The 20,899-nt window shown below is 71.4% G+C and carries 20 protein-coding genes; 7 read left to right on the top strand and 13 right to left on the bottom strand.

Annotated features, from left to right (window positions below; genetic code table 11):
- Positions 1–19: 19 nt before the first annotated feature.
- The 3 genes from B082_RS0135170 to B082_RS0135160 all read right to left on the bottom strand — a co-directional run bounded on the left by B082_RS0135170 (position 20) and on the right by B082_RS0135160 (position 3,238).
- Positions 20–1,021, bottom strand: a complete 1,002-nt coding sequence (locus B082_RS0135170) for a ketoacyl-ACP synthase III (RefSeq protein WP_018556464.1) — start codon at positions 1,019–1,021, stop codon at positions 20–22.
- Positions 1,022–1,034: 13 nt separating this feature from the next.
- Positions 1,035–1,949: an ACP S-malonyltransferase gene (locus B082_RS0135165; protein WP_018556463.1), complete on the bottom strand. Its 915-nt coding sequence runs from the start codon at positions 1,947–1,949 to the stop codon at positions 1,035–1,037.
- 89 nt (positions 1,950–2,038) lie between these two features.
- Positions 2,039–3,238, bottom strand: coding sequence for a PucR family transcriptional regulator (locus tag B082_RS0135160; RefSeq protein ID WP_026250512.1), 1,200 nt, complete (start codon positions 3,236–3,238; stop codon positions 2,039–2,041).
- A 174-nt stretch (positions 3,239–3,412) separates the two neighbouring features.
- Here B082_RS0135160 and B082_RS0135155 point away from each other — a divergent pair, with 174 nt between their 5' ends.
- Positions 3,413–4,069, top strand: a complete 657-nt coding sequence (locus tag B082_RS0135155) for a pirin family protein (protein WP_018556461.1) — start codon at positions 3,413–3,415, stop codon at positions 4,067–4,069.
- A gap of 13 nt (positions 4,070–4,082) precedes the next feature.
- Here B082_RS0135155 and B082_RS0135150 read toward each other — a convergent pair whose 3' ends face one another.
- Both B082_RS0135150 and B082_RS0135145 read right to left on the bottom strand, forming a co-directional pair.
- Positions 4,083–4,664, bottom strand: a complete 582-nt coding sequence (locus B082_RS0135150) for a GNAT family N-acetyltransferase (protein ID WP_026250511.1) — start codon at positions 4,662–4,664, stop codon at positions 4,083–4,085.
- Positions 4,665–4,693: 29 nt separating this feature from the next.
- Positions 4,694–5,509, bottom strand: coding sequence for a serine hydrolase domain-containing protein (locus B082_RS0135145; RefSeq protein ID WP_026250510.1), 816 nt, complete (start codon positions 5,507–5,509; stop codon positions 4,694–4,696).
- Between the two features lie 92 nt (positions 5,510–5,601).
- Between B082_RS0135145 and B082_RS0135140 the strand changes: the two genes are divergently transcribed.
- From B082_RS0135140 to B082_RS0135130, 3 genes are all read left to right on the top strand, one after another.
- Complete coding sequence (locus B082_RS0135140) at positions 5,602–6,066, top strand: MerR family transcriptional regulator (RefSeq protein ID WP_018556458.1); 465 nt, start codon at positions 5,602–5,604, stop codon at positions 6,064–6,066.
- Complete coding sequence (locus tag B082_RS0135135) at positions 6,063–7,079, top strand: aldo/keto reductase (RefSeq protein WP_018556457.1); 1,017 nt, start codon at positions 6,063–6,065, stop codon at positions 7,077–7,079. Before B082_RS0135140 ends, B082_RS0135135 begins: the two co-directional genes overlap by 4 nt.
- 89 nt (positions 7,080–7,168) lie before the next feature.
- The gene (locus tag B082_RS0135130) at positions 7,169–7,486 is read left to right on the top strand and encodes a hypothetical protein (protein WP_018556456.1); all 318 of its coding nucleotides are present in this window, start codon (positions 7,169–7,171) and stop codon (positions 7,484–7,486) included.
- A gap of 66 nt (positions 7,487–7,552) precedes the next feature.
- Here the strand turns inward: B082_RS0135130 and B082_RS0135125 are convergent, their stop codons facing one another.
- The 7 genes from B082_RS0135125 to B082_RS0135095 form a co-directional block, all read right to left on the bottom strand.
- Entirely contained in the window at positions 7,553–8,176 is a 624-nt protein-coding gene (locus tag B082_RS0135125; RefSeq protein ID WP_018556455.1) for an RDD family protein, read from the bottom strand.
- A 166-nt stretch (positions 8,177–8,342) separates the two neighbouring features.
- A complete protein-coding gene (locus B082_RS0135120) occupies positions 8,343–9,407 on the bottom strand; it encodes an alpha/beta hydrolase (RefSeq protein WP_018556454.1) in 1,065 nt (354 codons plus the stop codon).
- Between the two features lie 161 nt (positions 9,408–9,568).
- Positions 9,569–10,252: a response regulator gene (locus tag B082_RS0135115; RefSeq protein ID WP_018556453.1), complete on the bottom strand. Its 684-nt coding sequence runs from the start codon at positions 10,250–10,252 to the stop codon at positions 9,569–9,571.
- Positions 10,249–11,481: a sensor histidine kinase gene (locus B082_RS0135110; protein WP_051094768.1), complete on the bottom strand. Its 1,233-nt coding sequence runs from the start codon at positions 11,479–11,481 to the stop codon at positions 10,249–10,251. The genes B082_RS0135115 and B082_RS0135110 overlap by 4 nt, the downstream gene beginning before the upstream one ends.
- Positions 11,482–11,502: 21 nt before the next feature.
- Positions 11,503–12,456 carry a DUF4429 domain-containing protein gene (locus tag B082_RS0135105; protein ID WP_018556451.1) on the bottom strand — a complete coding sequence of 318 codons (954 nt, stop codon included), beginning with the start codon at positions 12,454–12,456 and terminating at the stop codon, positions 11,503–11,505.
- 89 nt (positions 12,457–12,545) lie between these two features.
- Entirely contained in the window at positions 12,546–13,757 is a 1,212-nt protein-coding gene (locus tag B082_RS0135100) for an alpha/beta hydrolase (RefSeq protein WP_018556450.1), read from the bottom strand.
- A gap of 138 nt (positions 13,758–13,895) precedes the next feature.
- The gene (locus tag B082_RS0135095; RefSeq protein WP_018556449.1) at positions 13,896–14,552 is read right to left on the bottom strand and encodes a TetR family transcriptional regulator; all 657 of its coding nucleotides are present in this window, start codon (positions 14,550–14,552) and stop codon (positions 13,896–13,898) included.
- A gap of 117 nt (positions 14,553–14,669) precedes the next feature.
- Here B082_RS0135095 and B082_RS0135090 point away from each other — a divergent pair, with 117 nt between their 5' ends.
- The gene (locus B082_RS0135090) at positions 14,670–16,280 is read left to right on the top strand and encodes an MFS transporter (protein ID WP_026250509.1); all 1,611 of its coding nucleotides are present in this window, start codon (positions 14,670–14,672) and stop codon (positions 16,278–16,280) included.
- A 264-nt stretch (positions 16,281–16,544) separates the two neighbouring features.
- On the top strand, positions 16,545–17,015 hold the full coding sequence (locus B082_RS0135085; protein WP_018556447.1) for a peptidase inhibitor family I36 protein: 471 nt from the start codon (positions 16,545–16,547) through the stop codon (positions 17,013–17,015).
- Positions 17,016–17,083: 68 nt separating this feature from the next.
- Here B082_RS0135085 and aceE read toward each other — a convergent pair whose 3' ends face one another.
- Entirely contained in the window at positions 17,084–19,825 is a 2,742-nt protein-coding gene (gene aceE, locus B082_RS0135080) for a pyruvate dehydrogenase (acetyl-transferring), homodimeric type (RefSeq protein ID WP_018556446.1), read from the bottom strand.
- A gap of 531 nt (positions 19,826–20,356) precedes the next feature.
- Here aceE and B082_RS0135075 point away from each other — a divergent pair.
- Positions 20,357–20,794, top strand: a complete 438-nt coding sequence (locus B082_RS0135075; protein WP_018556445.1) for a DUF3052 domain-containing protein — start codon at positions 20,357–20,359, stop codon at positions 20,792–20,794.
- Positions 20,795–20,899: the final 105 nt, after the last annotated feature.

Genomic DNA, 20,899 nt, shown 5'->3' with positions numbered 1-20,899 from the left:
GCGAAAAGACCCGGTGTGCCTAGGGGAGGGTAACGACCGTCGCGGCGTAGACGAGACCCGCCCCGAAGCCGATGACGAGCGCGGTGTCGCCGCTCTTTGCCTGACCGGTCGCCAGAAGCCGCTCCATCGCGAGCGGAATCGAGGCGGCGGAGGTGTTGCCGGTGGTTTCCACGTCACGGGCGACCATGACGCTCTCCGGCAGCTTCAGGGTCTTCACCATCGAGTCGATGATCCGCATGTTGGCCTGGTGCGGGATGAAGACGTCCAGGTCTTCCGGGGCGATCCCGGCCGCGTCCAGCGCCTGCTGGGCGACCTTCGCCATCTCGAAGACGGCCCAGCGGAACACCGCCTGGCCCTCCTGCGTGATGGCCGGGAACTTCTCCGGCCGGTCGGCGTGGAAGGTGTCCCACGCCACGGTCTGCTTGATCGTCTCGGACTTGTCGCCCTCGGAGCCCCAGACGGTCGGGCCTATGGCGGGCACGTCGGACGGGCCCACGATGACCGCGCCGGCGCCGTCACCGAACAGGAACGCCGTGGCCCGGTCCGTCAGGTCGGTGAGGTCGCTCAGCCGCTCCACGCCGATGACGAGTACGTACTGGGCCGAGCCCTCGACGATCATGCCCTTGGCGAGGGTCAGCCCGTATCCGAAGCCCGCGCAGCCCGCCGAGATGTCGAAGGCGGCGGGCTTGCCCGCGCCGACCTTGTGGGCGATCTCGGTCGCGATGGCCGGGGTCTGCTTGAAGTGCGAGACGGTGGAGACGATCACGCCGCCGATCTGCTCCGGCGTGATCCCGGCGTCCGCGATGGCCTTGCCGGACGCCTCGACGGACATCGCAGCCACGGTCTCCTGGTCGGAGGCCCAGTGACGGGTCGCGATGCCGGAGCGGGAGCGAATCCACTCGTCGGACGAGTCGATCGTTTCGAGGATCACCTCGTTCGGCACGACCCGGGTCGGGCGGTAGCCGCCGACACCCATGATCCGTGCGTACGGGGCGCCCTTGCTGGGCTTGATCTTCGACATGCTCTCGGGCTCCTTAGGCGCCCGCGTGCTCAGCGATGAGCGCGCGGGCCGCGTCGAGGTCGTCGGGGGTCTTGAGCGCGAGGGTCCGCACGCCGGGCAGCGCCCGCTTGGCCAGACCGGTGAGCGTGCCGCCGGGGCAGGCTTCGATGAGCGCGGTGACCCCGAGTTCCTTGAACGTCTCCATGCACAGGTCCCAGCGCACCGGGTTGGCGACCTGGCCGACGAGCCGGGTGATGACCTCGTGGCCGGTCGCGACGGTCCTGCCGTCGGCGTTCGAGACATACGTCACGGTCGGGTCGGACACGTCCAGGTCCCCGGCGGCGGCGCGCAGCCGCTCGACGGCGGGAGCCATGTGGTGCGTGTGGAACGCGCCGGCCACCTTCAGCGGCACCACGCGGCGTACACCCTCCGGCTTGTCCTCGGCGAGCGCGGTGATCTGCTCGGCGGTGCCGGCTGCGACGATCTGGCCGCCCCCGTTGACGTTCGCCGGGGTCAGCCCGAGCTTCTCCAGATGCTCCACGGTGACCTCGGGGTCGCCGCCGAGCAGCGCCGCCATGCCGGTCTCCGTGACCGCCGCGGCCTCGGCCATGGCGAGCCCACGGGTGCGTACGAAGCGGAGCGCCGCCTCCTCGCCGATGACACCGGCGAGGGTGGCCGCGGTGATTTCACCGACGCTGTGACCCGCGACGGCACCCGGCGAAACGTCGAGCGCGGCGGCCGAGAGCAGACCGGCGGCGACCAGCAGCGGCTGGGCCACCGCGGTGTCGCGGATCTCCTCCGCGTCGGCCTTGGTGCCGAAGTGGGCAAGGTCGAGCTCGATGGCGTCGGACCAGGCCGCGATGCGGTCGGTGGCACCGGGGAGGTCGAGCCAGGGAGTCAGGAAGCCGGGCGTCTGAGCGCCTTGGCCGGGAGCGACGAGTACGAGCACCCTCACACTCTCTCTTGTGAACGGTCCGGAACACCCGTGGGGACAGGGACGAAGAACCGTAAGGGGAATTGTTGATGTCCGACAAAAGTCTAGGACTGCGCATCCCGGTCGGCCAGACGCCCCAGGATCAGGGCGATTCGCAGAGTGAACGCCGAACGGACATCGGAAGGCGACCAGCCGGTGACGTCTGTCACACGTCGGAGCCGGTAGCGCACGGTGTTGGGATGCACGAACAGCATCCGGGCCGCGCCTTCGAGGCTGCTCGCCTGCTCCAGATAGACACTCAGCGTCTCCAGGAGTGCGGAGCCCGCTTCTTCGAGCGGTCTGTAGATCTCCTCCACCAACTGCTCGCGCGCGGCAGGGTCGCCCGCCATCGCGCGCTCCGGCAGGAGATCGTCCGCGAGCACCGGCCTCGGCGCGTCCTGCCAGGCGCCGCACGCCTTCAGACCGGCGGCCGCCGCCTGCGCGGACCGGGTCGCCGCCAGCAGGTCGGCCACCACGGGACCGGCCACCACGGGACCCGCCGCATACGGTCCGATCAGGGCCTTCGCGACCTGGAGCGGGTTGTCGCTGCCGCCCGCGATGACGACCAGGCGGTTGCCGAGCACCCCCGTCAGCACCTGGAGCTTGGCGTGCCGGGCGGCCCGCCGGATCGCCTCCACGGTCAGCTCGCTGTCCCCGTCCGGGGCCGTGCCGAGCAGTACGCAGACGTGCTCCGGCGAGTTCCAGCCGAGCGCCGCGGCCCGGGACACCGCGCCCTCGTCGGCCTCCCCGGACAGCACCGCGTTCACCACGAGCGATTCCAGCCGGGCGTCCCAGGCACCCCGGGCCTCCGCCGCCTGCGCGTACACCTGGGCGGTCGCGAACGCGATCTCGCGGGCGTAGACGAGCAGCGCCTCGCGCAGCACCGACTCGTCGCCGGGCGCGGCCACCTCGTCGATCGCGGCCTCCATGACCTCGATCGTGGTGCGCACCATCTCGACGGTCTGCCGCAGTGTGATCGCCCGGGTCAGCTCGCGCGGGGCCGTCCCGAAGACGTCCGTCGAGATCGCCTGCGGGGTCTCCGGATGCCGGAACCACTCGGTGAACGCGGCGATACCGGCCTGGGCCACCAGGCCGATCCAGGACCGGTTCTCCGGAGGCATCGCCCGGTACCACGGCAGCGACTCGTCCATGCGGGCGATCGCGTTCGCGGCCAGCCGGCCGGAGGACTGCTCCAGCCGCTTCAGGGTCGCGGCATGGAGATGGGCGTCGTTCGCAGCGGGCTGCTCAGGATCGGGTCGGGGCACGGACACAAGACTGCCTTATCCGGACGGGGGCACGGAGGGCCGGGGCCGGTGGCGGGTCGTACCGCCCGGTAGCGGGGGGTTCCTCCGGACGGCCGAACATGATCACGTGATCACGTTACTGAAGTCGCGAATCCATAGGACACTCGCTCGCCCCCGGCGGGCTACCGTGGACGGGTGATCTCCGTACACCGCGCGGCCGACCGGTTCGAGGGCGGGGACGAGGCGGCCGGTATCTCCTCCCGGCACTCCTTCTCCTTCGGCCCCTTCTACGACCCCGACAACCTCCGCTTCGGCCCGATCCTCGCCTGCAACGAGGAACGCCTCGCACCCGGCGCGGGCTTCGAGGAGCACCCGCACAGCCACACCGAGATCGTCACCTGGGTCGTCGAGGGCGAGCTGACCCACCGCGACACCGCCGGTCACGCCACGGTCGTGCGCGCCGGGGACGTCCAGCACCTCAGCGCCGCCTCCGGCGTCCGCCACGTCGAACGCAACGACGGCGCCACCTGGCTGACGTTCCTTCAGATATGGCTCGCCCCCGTGGAGCCCGGCGGCGACCCCTCGTACACGACGGTCCCCGGCATGGCTGACTCCACCCCGTACGCCCTGCCCGAGGCGGGCGCGATGCTGCACGTGCGGCGGCTCACGGAGGGGGAGCGCACGGCGGTCCCGGACGCTCCGCGCGTGTACGTCCATGTGGTGCGCGGCGCGGTCCTCGTCGGCGGCGAGGAGCTGGCGGCGGGCGACGCGGCGCGGATCACCGGCGAGGCCGGTCTCGAACTGGTCGCGGCGGGGAACGCCGAGGCGCTGGTCTGGGAGCTGCCGGACTGAGCCGGGGTCCGGCCTACCGGCGCCACATCGACCACATCGGCGGCCCGGACCGGAACGTCATCTCCTCCCGCACCTCGAAGCCGTGCCGCCGGTAGAACGTCAGGTTGCGGCTGTTGCTCGACTCCAGGAACACCGGCCGCCCGTCCGCGTCCGCCCGCTCCAGCAGCCCGCGCAGCACCCGCGAGCCGCGCCCGGTGCCGCGCGCGTCGGCGTGGGTGCCTATGTACTCCACGTACCAGTGCGCGGGACCGGCCGGATGGCGGTGCTCCAGGGCGAGCAACCGCATCCCTGTACGCGGCAGTTGGGCCCGCCCCGCCCGCAGCAGCGTGCCCGCGTTGCGCAGCAGGTAGCTCGCCGGGAGCTTCCACGCGCCGGGCTCCGCCCAGATGGCCGCCACCGTGCGGTCAGCGTCCGTCCACACCCGGCCCGCCGGGATCTGCTGGGCCAGATGCGCGGTGAACAGCAGCCGCAGCCGCCGGTCCCGATCGGTCGGCATCAGCCACGACCAGACCGGGTCCTCGGCGTACGCGCTGGCCAGGACCCCGGCGAGCGCGGGGACATCGGATGCGGTGGCGCGGACCATGTCGTCGCTCATGGCCGGGGAGCGTAGCGCCGCCGGGGCCGTTACGCCCCCAGTTCCGCCAGCACCGCGTCCGTGAACGCGGGCCACACCTCGACCGCCCACGGCCCGAAGGCGCGGTCGGTGAGGGCGACGCAGGCCGCGCCGGCGACCGGGTCGACCCACAGGAAGGTGCCGGACTGACCGAAGTGGCCGAAGGTCGCGGGGGAGGAGGAGGCGCCGGTCCAGTGCGGGGACTTGGAGTCGCGGATCTCGAACCCGAGGCCCCAGTCGTTGGGGTTCTGGTGGCCGTAGCCGGGAAGGACGCCCTTCAGACCGGGGTGGACGACGGTCTGCGCGGCGAGCACGGTGCGCGGGTCGAGCAGGCGGGGGGCCTGCACCTCGGCGGCGAAGCGCGCGAGGTCGTCCACGGTGGAGACGCCGTCCTTGGCGGGGGAGCCGTCCAGGGTGGTGGCGGTCATTCCGAGGGGTTCGAGGACCGCCTGCCGGACGTACTCCGGGAACGGGATGCCGGTGGCCTCGGCGATGTGGTCGCCCAGGACCTCGAAGCCCGCGTTGGAGTAGAGGCGGCGGTTGCCGGGCGGGGCCATCACGCGGTGCTCGTCGAAGGCGAGGCCGCTGGTGTGGGCGAGCAGGTGGCGGACGGTCGAGCCCTCGGGGCCCGCCGGTTCGTCCAGCTCGACGGCGCCCTCCTCGTACGCCACCAGCGCCGCGTAGGCGGCGAGCGGTTTGGTGACGGAGGCGAGGGGGAAGCGGTGCGCGGTCGGGCCGTGCGTCCCGACGACCGTGCCGTCCGCTCGTACGACGGCCGCCGCCGCGGTGGGGACGGGCCAGTTCTCGATCATCGCCAGGCTGTTCATAATCACGAGACTAGGTTCTGCGCGCCGCCCGTCGAAACCCGCACCCGGTCATGCTTGCTTCGAGTGCACTCCAACGTTCTAGCGTGGAGGGCATGACGGTGATGGAGACCACTTCGACGGGGACCGACGCCTGCGCTTCGGGCCCGGCCGCGCACCCGCGCCCCGAAGGGCGGGACCAGTACACGATCAGCGAAGTGGCGGCGTTCACGGGTCTGACCGCGCACACACTGCGCTGGTACGAGCGGATCGGCCTCATGCCGCACGTGGACCGGTCGCACACCGGCCAGCGTCGCTTCACCAACCGGGACCTGGACTGGCTCGCCTTCGTCACGAAGCTGCGGCTGACGGGGATGCCGGTCGCGCACATGGTGCGGTACGCCGAGCTGATACGCGAGGGCGACCAGACCTTCGAGGAACGGCAGGAGCTGCTGGAGGCGACCCGCCGCGACGTGCGGACGCGGATCGCGGAGCTCCAGGACACCCTGGCCGTACTCGACTACAAGATCGACTTCTACGCGGGCGCCCGCACGGCGCCGGAAGGGCCCAGTGCCGCATGACCGACAACAAGATCGCCACCGTGGAGCTCGGCAGGGGCGGCCCGCGGGTCGGCGTCCAGGGACTCGGCTGCATGGGCATCAGCGAGTTCTACGGTGCCACCGACGAGGCTTCCGCCCGCGAGACGCTGGAAACGGCACTCGCGGCGGGCGTCACCCTCTTCGACACCGCCGACGTCTACGGCAGTGGCGCCAACGAGACGTTCCTCGCGCCATTCGTCGGGGCGCACCGCGACGAGATCACCCTCGCCACGAAGTTCGCCATCGAGCGGCGCGACGAGGACCCGGACTACCGGGGCGTGAACAACGACCCCGCCTACATCCGCAAGGCCGTCGAGGCCAGCCTGCGCCGGCTGGACACCGAGGTGATCGACCTCTACTACATGCACCGCCACGACCCGGCCGTCCCGTTCGCCGAGTCCGTCGGCGCGATGGCCGAACTGGTCGAGCAGGGCAAGGTCAAGCAGCTCGGGCTCAGCGAGGTGACCGGGGCGGAGCTGCGCGAGGCGCACGCGGTGCACCCGATCGCGGCCCTCCAGTCCGAGTGGTCGCTGTTCAGTCGGGACGTGGAGCGCAGCGCGGTGCCCGCCGCCGTCGAGCTCGGCGTGACCGTGGTGCCGTACTCGCCGCTCGGCCGGGGCTTTCTGACCGGGTCGTTCGCGGACGCGGGAACGGAGCTGTCGCAGGGTGACATCCGCAAGCACCAGCCGCGCTTCAACGGGGACAACGCGCGGACGAACGCCGCGCTTCTGGAGCCGGTCCACAAGATCGCCGCCGCCCACGGGGCATCGGCCGCGCAGGTCGCGCTGGCCTGGGTCCAGCAGCGCGCCCAGGTCCACGGCGTCACCGTCGTTCCGATCCCGGGCACCCGCAGGAGCCACCGCCTCCTGGAGAACGTGGGCGCGACCCGGCTCACCCTGACCGCCGGCGAACTGGCCCTGCTCGAACCGATCGCCGGCCGGGTGGCCGGGGACCGCTACCCGGACATGAGCCTGACGGCGGCGGCCCGCGAGTAGGGCGTCCCCGGCGGCCGGGCGCCCCGTGGTGATCGCGCCCCGGATGCCCCTTTCGTCACGAAAACGCATGGCCGGGTTAAGGTCGCGCCATGCGTACGATGCCGTCGGCCGAGATGGTCAGCCTGATCTCGTTCCTGGCTGTCCTGTTGATCTTCTTCAGCATCGATGTGCGGTCGAGGGACTCCGGGGCGTCGAAGCCTTGGCACGCGCGCCTCTTCGAGTGGGCCTCACGCGTCGGTGGCATCGCCACCGCTCTGGCCCTGACGCTGGGCTGGGTGGACCTGTTCCTGCCGGACGAGAACAGCGCGATCCATGTGGCGTTCGTGGCCGTGCCCGGATCGGTCGCGGTGCTGTGCGCGATCGTGCTGGGCCTGGAAATGCTCTGGCAGCGATGGGAAGCACCGTGAGGCAGGCGGTGGCGACGGTCTCCGGTGGGCCCGGGGAGCCCGCGGCGGCGGGGCCCCGCCTGCCGGTCAGCCCTTGGCGACCTTGATGACGACGGTGTTGCACACCTTGTCGGCGAACGTCTGCCGCTTGGGGTCCCACAGCGGCCACAGCCAGCCGAGGTAGCAGCTGAAGCTGTCCAGCGCGTGCGCGATCTTGCGCACGAACGCCATGCCGAAGCCGAGCGTGTTCCCGTCGCGCTCCCGGCGCACACTGATGCGCAGGACCTTCTTGCCGGTCGTCTGACCGGTCTTCCCCTCCCGGTAGAGCTGGTAGAAGCCCATGACGAAGAAGTAGACGACGCCGACCGCGAAGAAGGCCCCGGGGCCGGCGGTCTCCGGGTCGTCGCTCCGCGCGAGGTCGACGAAGCCGAGGGCGTACATCGGGGCCACGATGATCAGCAGGTCGAGCAGCCACGCCCCCACCCGCTCCCCCCAGTGGGCCAGCGGCGGCAGCCCCGGCATGCCCATGCCCGGCATTCCGGCCGGCGGGTACGCCCCGTAGGGCTGGGCCGGGTAGCCGTACTGCGGGGGCACACCTTGCGGGGGTACGCCCTGCGGAGGCACGCCCTGCGGGGCCTGCTGCGGATATCCCGGCTGCTGCCCGTACGAGGGCTGGTTCCCGTAGGGGTTGTTCGGGTCCCCGAAGCTCATGGCGAAGTCTCTCCCGTGCCGTTGAAAGATGTGGGGCGCGGGGTGGTGGACAGCTCGCCGTACCAGCGGTTTGCCCCCGCACACTCGCGCTGAGGAGCGCTCATCGTGTGCGGAGCACCACGGGGTTGTCCAATCCGATGACCACATCTTCGCAACCGGCAACCCTTCAGGCCGCGTTCACACCCCCCGCGTTCACCCCCTCGGCAATCGCGGCGAACGCGCGCAGCGACTTGGTGCCGGGGGCGAAGTAGCCCGTGTGGCCCTCGGCGTCGTCGGCGGGTACGTGGCGGGCGCCGAAGTCCGGGGACGCGGGATCGGCGCCGTGGCCGAGGCCGGCGAACTCGATGTGGGGGACCTTGCCGATCCAGTCGCCCGGGTCCTTGGCCGCCCAGACGCGCGCCCCGGTGCGCAGGCCGGAGACGTGGTCCGCGCGCATCCCGGGGGAGCCGAGGACCACCAGGTCGGCGATGTGCAGGCGGGACGCGGCCAAGCCGCAGACGACCGAGCCGTAACTGTGGCAGAACACCGTGGTGACGGGCACTCCGGCCGCCGCGAGGCCCTCCGTGAAGCGGGTGAGACGGGTGGAGCCGGCCTCGGCGAGGGTGCCGGTCGCGGCGTCCGGGCCGAGGCCCACCGGGGTGGTGTACCCGGCCCAGGCGATCACGGCGGTGCCCGGACCCGTCCGCGCGTACAGGGACTTGGCCATGCCGGCCGGGGTGCCGTACACATCGGTCGTCCGGTCGAAGGTGCCCGCGTCGATGTCGGAACCGGGCACCACCACCGACACCCGGCGGGCCGTCGCCAGGTCGCCGAAGACCTCGGCCACCTGGCCCCGGCCGCGCGGGTCGAACGCCAGGATGCGGCGGTGCGGGTCCTCGGCGAGGTGGGCGTACCGGGGGTCGTGGGTCGCCTTCAGGGCGCGCGCGTTGGCCCGGAGGCGCAGCTCCACCGGGGCGCCGTCCAGGTTGCCCACGACGAGCGGGTGCCGCACCGCCAGCGCCTGCTGGTCCGATGCGCTCAGCCCCCGGAAGAAGTCCGCCACTTCGGCGGGCGTGGCCCGCTGGGGATCGGGCAGCTCACGTCCCAGCGTGTGGTCCGCCCGCCAGGACGCCGTGCCCGGCGGCGGGCCCGTCACGGCCCGCTGGGCGTTGCCCGAGACCCATCCGGCCGTTCCCGACACCACGGTGGTCGCCAGCGCGACCGCGACCAGGGTCCTCGCGTAACGCCGCATCCGCCCCGCCCTCCCACTCCGGCCGAACCGCCGGTCCCCGCACGCCGTGCGGCGCGACGGGAGGAAGGTAGGAAGGGGGCGGGTGAGCGGACGTCACACCGGAGAGCCAACTGCCGGGTGATACCTGGGTAGGGGGTGGCCTGGACCGGGCCCGGTGCCGGTCAGGCGGTGCCGGGGACCACGAGTCCCGCCTCGTACGCGAAGATCACCGCCTGCGCCCGGTCCCGCAGGGACAGCTTCGACAGGACGCGCCCGATGTGCGTCTTCACCGTCTGCTCGGCGAGCACCAGCTTCCCGGCGATCTCCTGGTTCGACAGGCCGCGCGCGATCAGTTCGAGGACCTCCGTCTCGCGCGGGGTCAGCCCGTTGAGCCGGAGCGCCGCCCCGCTGCGGGACGCCGCCTGCGGCCGCTGCCGGGCGAAGTCGGCTATCAGACGGCGCGTCACGGACGGGGCGAGCAGCGCGTCGCCCGCCGCCACCACCCGTACCGCCGCGATCAGGTCCGCCGGGGGCGCGTCCTTCAGCAGGAACCCGGACGCCCCGGCGCGCAGCGCCTCGTACACGTAGTCGTCCACATCGAACGTGGTGAGCATCAGCACCCTGGGCACATGGACCACACCGGGCGGCGGGTCCAGCAGCGCGCGGGCCGCCGCCAGGCCGTCCATCTCGGGCATCCGGACATCCATCAGCACCACGTCCGGGTGGGCCCGGCGGCTGACGTCGATGCCCTGGCGCCCGTCCGGCGCCTCACCGACCACGTCGATGTCGGCCTGCGCCGCCAGCAGGGCCGCGAAGCCCGCCCGCACCATGGCCTGGTCGTCGACGATGATCACACGGATGGTCACGGGTCCTCCGGGCTCGGGGTGGCGGGGACGAGCGGCTCCTTCGGGGGGAGCGGCAGCCGCGCGGCGACCCGGAACCCCCCGTCCGGCAGCGGCCCGGTGTCCAGCGTGCCGCCGGTCAACCGTACGCGTTCGCGCATCCCGACAAGACCGTGGCCCGTTCCCGCCGTCTCCAGCGGTGAAACCGGCTGCTGGGGAGGGCCGTTGACCACCAGTAGCGTCAGATGCGCCCCGTCCGTGCCGACCGATATCCGGGTCGGGGCCCCCGGCGCGTGCCGGACCGCGTTCGCCAGCGCCTCCTGCACGATCCGGTACGCGGACAGGTCCACGGCCGGAGGCACACCGTCCAGTCCCGCCGGCATCGACAGCTCGGCCGGAAGCCCCGCCCGTACCGTCGCCTCCACCAGCTGCTGCAAGCGGTCGAGCCCCGGCTGCGGGGTCCGTTCGCCCTCCGTGCCGTCGCCGCGCAGCACCACCAGCAGCCGCCGCATCTCCGAAAGCGACTCCCGCGCGCTCGCGGCGATCGTCCCGAACTCCTCGCGCGCCTCGTCCGGCAGCTCCTGGAGCCGGTACGGCGCCGAGTCCGCCTGGACGGTGATCACGGACATGTGGTGGGCGACCACGTCGTGCAGTTCGCGAGCGATCCTGGTCCGTTCCTCCAGCAGCGTCCGCCGGGCGCGTTCCGCCTCGCTGACGGTCTCCTGCTCGGCGAGCCTGCGCTGCGCGACGCGCCGCTCCCGCACCGCCGCGCCGATCACCAGCGCCACGGCCCCGAAGACGGGCAGGAGCAGCGCGCTGCCGTTGCTGCGGTCCGGGCCGGCCAGATGCAGGAGGAGGCTCGCCGCGCCGGTCGCCAGCCAGACGGCGGCCAGGGTGCGGCGGGGCTCACGCAGGGCCAGCGCCAGGAGCAGGAAGAGGTAGGCGATCAGAGGGGCCGGCGGCCACGGCCACACGTCGTACTTATCGGCAGGCTGCCCGAGGATCACCAGCGCGCCCACGACGTCCGCCGGGAAGACGATCCACCAGGCCCGCAGCGGCCGGTGCGCCAGCATCAGCAGGGGCCCGGCCTGGGCGACGGCGAGGGTGGCCGCGACCGCGCCGCCGATGCCGTACTGATCACGCAGGTTGACGAGGGTGACCGGGAGGAAGAGCGCCGTCAGCAGGACGACGGCGGCGTACGGCAGGAACCGCCCCCGCCGCTTCGGGCCGGGGGCGGACGGGGACTCGGCCATGGAGGCGGTCACGCGCGGCGGCTACAGCTCGGCGAGGAGCTGCGCCTTCTTCGCGCTGAACTCCTCGTCGGTCACCAGACCCGCCCGGTGCAGCTCACCGAGGTGGTGGATGCGCTCCGCGATGTCCGCCGGATCACGCCGGGCGGTGGTGGTGGTGAGCGCGGTGGCGGCCGGGGGCACCGACTGCTTCCTGCGTACGGACTCCAGGACGGCCGCGGCGAAGGGCAGCGACTCGTGGACCGGGCCGTAGCCGAGGCCGAAGATCACGGCCGCCGGGTCCTGGTCGGCGCGGGCGGGCCGGGGTATCACCGGGTGGACGCTCTGGGCCGTACCGGTCCCGATCCCCGCGGGCACCGGCCCGGCGAGCGTGTCCGGCCCCGGGGCCAGGCACTCGGACCCCCTGGGCAGCAGCCGCAGATAGCCCTCCAGGCCCTCCGGAGAACGCCACTCGACCCCGCACAGGTCCGTCACCGGGAACGTCTGGTCGCCCGCCTTCCACTTCTCCGACGAGGCGCCCGTCCAGAACCAGCGGAAGGAGATCCGCTCCCCGTCGAAGCCGGCCCGCCCGTCGTACGCCTTGAACTGCATCGGTGCCTCGGGGGCGGCGACCAGGAAGCGGTCGGCCGGCTCGCCCGCGTCCGGCCCGAGACAGGCGCGCAGCTCGTCCGCGTAGTACTCGGCGAGGGTCTCGCGGCCGGCGGGGAGCACCAGGCGGTACGGGTCGCAGCCGTCCTTCAGCTGCCCGGCGGCGGCCTCCACCAGGGGGTCGGCACCGGGTCTCGGCACCGCACGCAGCACCACCGTGCCCCGCTTGCCCGGGGTCAGCGTCACCGACGACAGCGCCGTGTGCGGGACGCGGCGCTCGCGCAGGCTCTGGAGGAGCCTCGGCGTGCGGATACCCCGTTCGTAGCGGATGAGCACGGAGTCGGTGTCGAACTCCCAGGTGGCATGAATTCCGGCCAGCACATCACCCATGCGCCTCATCGTATGCGGCACTTGCCCGCCCCGTCCCCTCTCGGCGTCGACCGCTTCGGTGGGGACGAGGCGGCCGTCTTCTACGCGCGTCAGGCAGTCGTATCCGCGTAAACCCCGTTGTTGCAGACGCTGTCGGCCTGTGCGCAGGTCACCGACGTGTACGCGCCCACGCCGATCGCGGCGAAGTTCTCCAGGCTCTCGGTGCCGGGCTCGAAATAGCCGCTGTGCCCGCTCGCGCCGGCCGCCGAGACGACCCGGGCGCCGAAGGCGTGGTCCACCGGGTCGGCGCCGTGGCCGAGGCCGCCGAACTCCAGGTGCGGGACGTCCTCGATCCAGTCACCGCTGTCCCGGGCCGCCCAGACGTGGGCCCGGGTGTGCAGCTGTCCGGCGTTGTCGGCCCGCATGCCGGGGCTGCCCGCCACCGCGATGTCCTCCACCCGACCGGGCAGTCGCTTCGCGGCGACCCCGCACAGCACGGAGCCATAGCTGTGGCAGAACAGCGAGACGGGGGCGGGTCCGGGGAGCGCCCGGACGAGCGCGTCGAGCCGGACCGCCCCGCGCTCGGCGAGGTTGCCCAGGGCGGCGTCCATGCCGATGCCGACGGGCGTGGTGTAGTCGGCCCAGGCGATCACGGCGGTGCTCACCTCGGGGCGCGTCGCGCGCTCGGCGGCGTACAGCGACTTGGCCATGCCGACGGGCGCGGCGTTCGTCCTGCTGCCGGTGCGCTCCAGGGTCAGGAGGCCGGTGTCGACTCCGGGCACGACGAGCGAGATGCGTCTCGCCCGGTCGAGGTCGCCGAACACCTCGGCGGCGAGCCCGCGCCCCGACGGGTCGAACGCCAGGAAGTGGCGGTCCCGGGCCAGCATCGAGCGGAAGCGCTCCAGGCGGTGCTGTGCCTCGGCGCGGCCGGTGGCGGAGAGTCTGGTGTCGTGCACGCGCCGCCGCTCGACCGTGCTCGCCTGCTGGATCGCCCGCCGGTTCGCCCGGTAACGGACGGTGACCGGGGCGCCGTTGAGGTTCCCCACCACCAGCGGGTACCTGTCGGCGAGACTGCCGCGCTGCGCGGCCGTCAGCGTGGCGAAGAAGTGCGCCAGCTTGTACGACGGGGCGTCGGCGTCCGGCAGCGGCCGGCCCGCTATCGATCCCTTGGCCCAGGAGGCGAGCGCGAGCGTGCGCGAGTCGGAGGACCGCTGGTGGTGCACGGCGGTCCAGCCGGTCGTCGCGAGCATCACGAAGACGACCGCGAGGGCGAGCAGAGCGCGCCAGGCGGTGAGCGTGGGGGAGGAATCGAAGGAAGTCACTCCGGACCACCCTAGGAGACGCGGGGAGCCGCTTTGCGAGCAGGGTGACGCACATCACCCGACTGTGCGGAAGGACACGGCGATTGCCTCACGCTGCGTACGCCCTTCCACCACGGTGAGCGCCGCCGACGCGTCCGCCTACGGCGTGCGCCAGGTTTCGGAGAGGGCCGGGGTGAGGGCGTCGAGATACGTCTCGGTCAGCACCCGGAGCGACTCCATGCTGGTGTCCCGCCCCTGACCCCACAGTTGACCGGCCGCCCGCATCACTCCGGAGAACGCGGCGACCGCGACCCGGGGGCGGGGGTCGTGCGCCATGTCCAGGCCCTCGCGCCGCGCGATCAGTTCGGCGATCTGGTTCTCCAGGTCCATGCTGCGGCGCAGGTGGGCGGCGAGCAGCGAAGGCGTGGACTCGATCATCCGGTAGGCGCGCATGTGGAGTTCGACCGGGATGATGGCCTCGACGGCCTCCCCTATACCGTTCCAGGCGCACAGTACGGCACGCCGCATGGCCTCGAAGGGGGCTTCGCCGGCGGGCCGTTGGAGCAGCTCCGCGAGGAAACGCGACTCCACCATGTCCTGCACGGCGAAGACGACCGCCTCCTTGCCCGCGAAGTAGCGGAAGAAGGTGCGCTGGGAGACCTCCACCGCGTCGGTGATCTCGTCGACGGTGGTCTCCTCGTACCCGTGGGTGGTGAAGAGTTCGAGGGCGGCGACGAGCAGCGCGTCGCGGGTGCGCCGCTTCTTGCGCTCGCGCAGCCCGATCGGGAGGGCCGCGGACGGCTGCCCTTCGGTCACTGAACTGGTCCCCTTTTCCCTGCTTTGTCCAGCTCAGCCTACCTGTGAGCTACGTGACAGTTACCGACTTGTGAATTGGTTTGTCAACTGTCAGTGACTGACACTAATCTCCCGCGTATGACTAGTCAGACCACCGTCGAAAAGGCACCGCGGGACCCTCAGGACCCTGTCGGTCCCGCATCTGCCAGGGGGCTGCGCGGCCACCCCTGGCTGACGCTGTTCTCCGTGGCCATCGGCGTGATGATGGTCGCGCTCGACGGCACGATCGTCGCGATCGCCAACCCCGCCATCCAGCAGGACCTCGGTGCCTCGCTCGCCGACGTCCAGTGGATCACCAACGGCTACATGCTCGCCCTCGCGGTCTCCCTGATCACCGCGGGCAAGCTCGGTGACCGGTTCGGCCACCGGCAGACCTTCCTCATAGGTGTCGTGGGCTTCGCCGCCGCGTCGGGGGCCATCGGGCTCTCCAGCAGCGTCGCCTTCGTCATCATCTTCCGGGTGCTCCAGGGCCTCTTCGGCGCGCTGCTCATGCCGGCCGCGCTCGGCCTGCTGCGCGCCACCTTCCCGGCCGAGAAGCTGAACATGGCGATCGGTATCTGGGGCATGGTGATCGGCGCCTCGACCGCGGGCGGCCCGATCCTCGGTGGCGTGCTCGTGGAGCACGTCAGCTGGCAGTCCGTCTTCTTCATCAACGTGCCGGTCGGCGTGCTCGCCCTGGTGCTCGGTGTCCTGATCCTCAAGGACCACCGCGCCGAGAACGCCCCGCGCTCCTTCGACATCGCCGGCATCGTGCTGCTGTCCGGTGCCATGTTCTGCCTGATCTGGGCCCTCATCAAGGGCGCCGAGTGGGGCTGGGGCGACACCCAGACCATCGGCTTCCTGGTCGGCGCCGTCGTCCTGTTCCTCGCGTTCGCCCTGGTCGAACAGCGCGTCAAGGAGCCGCTGGTCCCGCTGGCGATGTTCCGCTCCGTCCCGCTCTCCGCGGGCACGGTCCTGATGGTGCTGATGGCCTTCGCCTTCATGGGCGGCCTGTTCTTCGTCACCTTCTACCTGCAGAACGTGCACGGCATGAAGGCCGTGGACGCGGGCCTGCACCTGCTGCCGCTGACCGCGATGATGATCGTCGCCTCGCCGCTGGCGGGCGCCCTGATCACCAAGTTCGGCCCGCGCGTCCCGCTGGTGGGCGGCATGGTCTGCACCGCCGTCGCCATGTTCGGCATGTCCCAGCTGACGGTCGGCACGGGCACGCTGACCATGTCGGTCTGGTTCGCCCTGCTCGGCCTCGGCCTCGCCCCCGTCATGGTCGGCGCCACCGAGGTCATCGTCGGCAACGCCCCCATGGAGCTCTCCGGCGTCGCCGGTGGCCTCCAGCAGGCCGCCATGCAGGTCGGTGGCAGCCTCGGTACGGCGGTGCTCGGCGCGATCATGGCCTCCCGCGTCGACGCCGAGCTGGCGGACAACTGGAAGGCGGCGAAGCTTCCGCCGCTGTCGCCCGAGCAGCTCGGCCAGGCGTCCTCCGCGATCAAGGTCGGCATGCCGCCGGTCACCAAGGAGACCCCGCCGGAGCTCGTCGGCAAGATCGCGGGCGTCGCCCACGACACGTTCGTCTCCGGGATGAGCACGGCGTTCATGGTCGCGGGCATCGTCGCGGTGATCGCCGCCCTCGTCGCCACGCTGACCAAGCGCGGCGAGAACGCGGAGGCGGGCGCGGGAGCCGGTCACATCTGACGTTCCCGCCACGCGGCGTTTCCGTTACGCGACGTTCCCGTCACGCGGTGTTTCCGTTACGCGACGTTCCCGTGGCGCCGTTCGCGTCAGCACAGCGCGTCCCACAGCCCCGCCGGACCGATCCGGCGGGGCTGTCACCTGTCAGGGTGAACCCGGCCCCGAACCCTTCCGGTTACGCAGAGTAATCATCCAGGGTTGGTGATGGAAGATCCACATCAGTGGACGCTCCACCCAGGAGTTCCATCACACGGGGGTTCATCTCGCATGCGTACGACCACTCTCGCGGCCGCCCTGGCCGCCACGCTTCTCGCTCTGACGGCGCTGTTCTCGTCCCCGCCGGCCCGCGCCACCGCCGCGCCCGCCCGAGCCGCCGCGCCCGCGGCCCCGGCCACCGCCGCGCCCGCCGCGCCCGCCGCGCCCGCCGCGCCCGCCGCGCCCGCCGCGCCCGTCGGGCTCGGCAACTGCGCGAGCGGGCAGCTCTGCCTCTGGGCCAAGCCCGACTTCACCGGCGCCCGGCAGATTCACGAGCTGTCCACGATCGACATCGAGAGCTGCGTGCCACTGAAGACCGGCACCACCGCCCAGGCCCTCGCCAACCGCACGGGCAGGCCCGTCACCACCTACCAGTCCGCCACGTGCGCGGAGACCGGAGAGTTCGAGACGTACCCGGGCGGCGGCACCTGGCTGCCCCGCTCCCCGTACCAGGTCCGCGCCTTCAAGGTCTGGGAGAACTGACCGGCCCGGGACACGCCGCGGGGCGGCGGCACCCTTCCGGGCACCGCCGCCCCGCACCGGTCACGGTGTTACGCGTCGCCGCCCGCGGCCCCCGGATCGGCCGAGGCCACATCCAGCAGCTCGTAGCGGTCGACCGCAGTCTTCAGCACCGAACGGTCGACCTTCCCGTCCTTCGCCAGCTCGGTCAGCACCGCGAGCACGATCGACTGCGCGTCGATGTGGAAGAACCGCCGGGCCGCACCCCGCGTGTCCGCGAAACCGAACCCGTCCGCACCCAGCGACTGGTACGCACCGGGCACCCAGCGCGCGATCTGGTCCGGCACCGAGCGCATCCAGTCCGACACCGCCACGAACGGCCCCTGGGCCCCGGAGAGCTTGCGCGTCACATACGGCACGCGCTGCTCCTCCTCCGGGTGCAGCAGGTTGTACCGCTCCACGTCCACGGCCTCGCGCCGCAGCTCGTTCCAGGAGGTCGCCGACCAGACGTCCGCCTTCACATTCCACTCGTCGGCGAGGATGCGCTGCGCCTCGACGGCCCAGGGGACCGCCACACCGGACGCCATGATCTGGGCGGGGATCTCGCCCTTCTCACCGCTGCTGTAGCGGTAGACGCCCTTCAGGATGCCCTCTACGTCCACGTCGGCGGGCTCGGCCGGGTGCTGGATCGGCTCGTTGTAGACGGTGAGGTAGTAGAAGACGTCCTCGTTCTCCTCGGGGGTCCCGCCGTACATCCGGCGCAGACCGTCCTTGACGATGTGCGCGATCTCGTAGCCGAAGGCCGGGTCGTACGCCACACAGCCCGGGTTGGTCGAGGCCAGCAGCTGCGAGTGCCCGTCGGCGTGCTGGAGACCCTCACCGGTCAGCGTCGTACGGCCGGCGGTGGCGCCCAGCACGAAACCGCGCGCGAGCTGGTCGGCCATCTGCCAGAACTGGTCACCCGTGCGCTGGAACCCGAACATCGAGTAGAAGACGTACACCGGGATCAGCGGCTCGCCGTGCGTCGCGTACGCCGAACCCGCGGCGATCAGCGAGGCCGTGCAGCCCGCCTCCGAGATGCCGTCGTGCAGCATCTGCCCGGTCGGCGACTCCTTGTACGCGAGCAGCAGATCGCGGTCGACCGACTCGTACTGCTGCCCCAGCGGGTTGTAGATCTTCGCGCTCGGGAAGAACGCGTCCATGCCGAAGGTGCGGTACTCATCGGGCGCGATCAGCACGAAGCGCTTGCCGATCTCCTTGTCCCGCATGAGGTCCTTCAGGATGCGGACGAACGCCATGGTGGTGGCGATCGACTGCTGACCCGAACCCTTCTTCGCCGTCGCGTACGTCTTGTCCCCGGGCAGCTCCAGCGGCTTCGCGCGCACCACACGGGTCGGGACGTAGCCGCCCAGGCCCTTGCGGCGGTCGTGCATGTACTGGATCTCCTCCGAGCCGCGGCCCGGGTGGTAGTACGGCGGGTTGCCGTCCTCCAGGTCCTTGTCCGCGATCGGGATGTGCAGCCGGTCCCGGAACCGCTTCAGGTCCTCGGCGGTCAGCTTCTTCATCTGGTGGGTCGCGTTGCGGCCCTCGAAGTTCGGCCCGAGGGTCCAGCCCTTGACCGTCTGCGCCAGGATCACCGTCGGCTGGCCCTTGTGGGCCTTGGCCGCCGCGTACGCCGCGTAGACCTTGCGGTGGTCGTGACCGCCGCGGCCCAGGTGCAGGATCTGCTGGTCGGTCATGTCCTTGACCATCTCGCGCAGCCGCGGATCGTCACCGAAGAAGTGCTCCCTGATGTACGCGCCCGTCTCCGTCGCGTACGTCTGGAACTGCCCGTCCGGCGTCGTGTTCAGCTTGTTGACCAGGATGCCCGTGCGGTCCTGCGCCAGCAGCGGGTCCCAGGAGCGGTCCCAGACCAGCTTGATGACGTTCCACCCGGCACCCCGGAACTGCGACTCCAGCTCCTGGATGACCTTGCCGTTGCCGCGCACCGGGCCGTCGAGGCGCTGGAGGTTGCAGTTGACGACGAAGGTCAGGTTGTCCAGGCCCTCGCGGGCGGCGATGGACAGCTGGCCCAGCGACTCCGGCTCGTCCATCTCGCCGTCGCCGAGGTAGGCCCACACATGGGAGTTCGACGTGTCGGCGAGGCCGCGCGCCTCCATGTAGCGGTTCATCCGCGCCTGGTAGATCGCGCCGAGCGGGCCGAGACCCATCGACACCGTCGGGAACTCCCAGAAGTCCGGCATCAGCCGCGGGTGCGGGTAGCTGGACAGCCCGTTCGGAGCCTTCGACTTCTCCTGGCGGAACGCGTCGAGCTGCGCCTCGCTCAGCCGGTCCAGCAGGAACGCGCGGGCGTAGATCCCGGGGGAGGCGTGCCCCTGGAAGAAGATCTGGTCACCGCCCAGACCGTCGTCCTTGCCGCGGAAGAAGTGGTTGAAACCGACGTCGTACAGCGAGGCGGAGGAGGCGAACGTGGCGATGTGCCCGCCGACGCCGATCCCCGGACGCTGGGCGCGCGAGACCATCACGGCCGCGTTCCAGCGGGTCGCGTTCAGGATCTTGCGTTCGATCTCCTCGTCGCCGGGGAAGAACGGCTCGTCCTTCGTGGCGATCGTGTTCACGTAGTCCGTGCTGCGCATCTCCGGCACGGCGACACGCTTCTCGCGTGCGCGCTCGATGAGCCGGAGCATGAGGTAGCGGGCCCGCTCACGGCCTCGCTCGTCGACGGCGGCGTCGAGGGAGTCGAGCCATTCCTGGGTCTCTTCGGGATCGAAGTCCGGGACCTGACTCGGAAGGCCGCCAATGATGATCGGGTTGCGATCGGATCCGGAAGCCACGCTGTTCCTTCGCTGTTCGGTACTACGCTTCGGGGCCTGTTACGGGAGTCCGCCCCCGGACAAGAGGAATGTGTACGCCAACCCCATCGTGTACCGCTGGAACGCGTACGTCATCTCTACCGAGAGGTAACCCCGACGCGTCCCGGCCCGTCCGCGCCGGGACGGATGGACGGCCGCGGACTGGGTATCGGTGCAGGCAGATGGTGTCGGACAGGATGGGGCAGGCAGGATGGTCCGGGCCGAACCGCAACCATACGCCCAAGGCGTCCAAGTGTTCCCAAATGCTGCTCGGCTCCGAATGCCGGACCGAAACGGCATAAGCTGTCCAAGGACGTAAAGGGAATGGAGGAGGGCGCGGGCTCCCGCAGGGGGGCCGCCGGCACGACGGCGACGTGGTACGAAACGTCACCGTTTAGGCGGTCTCGCACGCTGGGTACTTGCGCGATCCGCCGCTCCCGTGTGGACTACGGCCAACGCCCCGCGCACGCGCGTGGCTGAAGCATTTTCCGAAACATGATCAGGAGGCAACCCGTGAGCGCGACCGCGGACCACGCGGAGGAGCGGACCAACCCGGCGGCACGCCTGGGGTTCGAGCCCGGACAGGTGGTCCAGGAGATCGGCTACGACGACGACGTCGAGCTGGAGCTCCGTGAGGGCATTGAGGCCACTATCGGCCAGGAACTCGTCGACGAGGAGTACGACGACGTCGCGGACGTCGTTCTGCTCTGGTTCCGCGACGAGGACGGCGACCTTACGGACGCGCTGGTGGATGCCATCGGTCTGCTCGAGGACGGCGGCGTTGTCTGGCTGATGACCCCGAAGACCGGCCGTGACGGATACGTCGAGCCGAGCGACATCAACGAGGCCGCCCAGACCGCCGGTCTCGCCCAGACCAAGAGCGTCAACGCGGGCAAGGACTGGTCGGGAAGCCGGCTCGGGACGCCGAAAGCGGCGAAAGCCAAGCGCTGACCCCCTTCATCCCTGAAGGCCCCCGACAGGCATCGAGCCGGCCGGGGGCCTTCGTACACCCGTCCCCGCGCCGGCGGGCTTGAGCCGTATGTCCGCGGGAAGCTT

It is taken from the genome of Streptomyces sp. ATexAB-D23, assembly GCF_000373645.1.
GTDB classification, from domain to species: Bacteria; Actinomycetota; Actinomycetes; order Streptomycetales; family Streptomycetaceae; genus Streptomyces; species Streptomyces castrisilvae.
This window is presented reverse-complemented; position numbering and strand designations above follow the sequence as displayed.

What these genes read in the sequence shown, in the direction of transcription:
- B082_RS0135140 (WP_018556458.1), top strand. Translation starts at nt 5,602, where the DNA reads ATGACGGTGATGGAGACCACTTCGACGGGGACCGACGCCTGCGCTTCG.
- B082_RS0135110 (WP_051094768.1), bottom strand. Translation starts at nt 11,481, where the DNA reads ATGGCCGAGTCCCCGTCCGCCCCCGGCCCGAAGCGGCGGGGGCGGTTC.
- B082_RS0135125 (WP_018556455.1), bottom strand. Translation starts at nt 8,176, where the DNA reads ATGAGCTTCGGGGACCCGAACAACCCCTACGGGAACCAGCCCTCGTAC.
- B082_RS0135150 (WP_026250511.1), bottom strand. Translation starts at nt 4,664, where the DNA reads ATGAGCGACGACATGGTCCGCGCCACCGCATCCGATGTCCCCGCGCTC.
- B082_RS0135120 (WP_018556454.1), bottom strand. Translation starts at nt 9,407, where the DNA reads ATGCGGCGTTACGCGAGGACCCTGGTCGCGGTCGCGCTGGCGACCACC.
- B082_RS0135105 (WP_018556451.1), bottom strand. Translation starts at nt 12,456, where the DNA reads ATGGGTGATGTGCTGGCCGGAATTCATGCCACCTGGGAGTTCGACACC.
- B082_RS0135170 (WP_018556464.1), bottom strand. Translation starts at nt 1,021, where the DNA reads ATGTCGAAGATCAAGCCCAGCAAGGGCGCCCCGTACGCACGGATCATG.
- B082_RS0135090 (WP_026250509.1), top strand. Translation starts at nt 14,670, where the DNA reads ATGACTAGTCAGACCACCGTCGAAAAGGCACCGCGGGACCCTCAGGAC.
- B082_RS0135130 (WP_018556456.1), top strand. Translation starts at nt 7,169, where the DNA reads ATGCGTACGATGCCGTCGGCCGAGATGGTCAGCCTGATCTCGTTCCTG.
- B082_RS0135085 (WP_018556447.1), top strand. Translation starts at nt 16,545, where the DNA reads ATGCGTACGACCACTCTCGCGGCCGCCCTGGCCGCCACGCTTCTCGCT.
- B082_RS0135145 (WP_026250510.1), bottom strand. Translation starts at nt 5,509, where the DNA reads ATGAACAGCCTGGCGATGATCGAGAACTGGCCCGTCCCCACCGCGGCG.
- B082_RS0135135 (WP_018556457.1), top strand. Translation starts at nt 6,063, where the DNA reads ATGACCGACAACAAGATCGCCACCGTGGAGCTCGGCAGGGGCGGCCCG.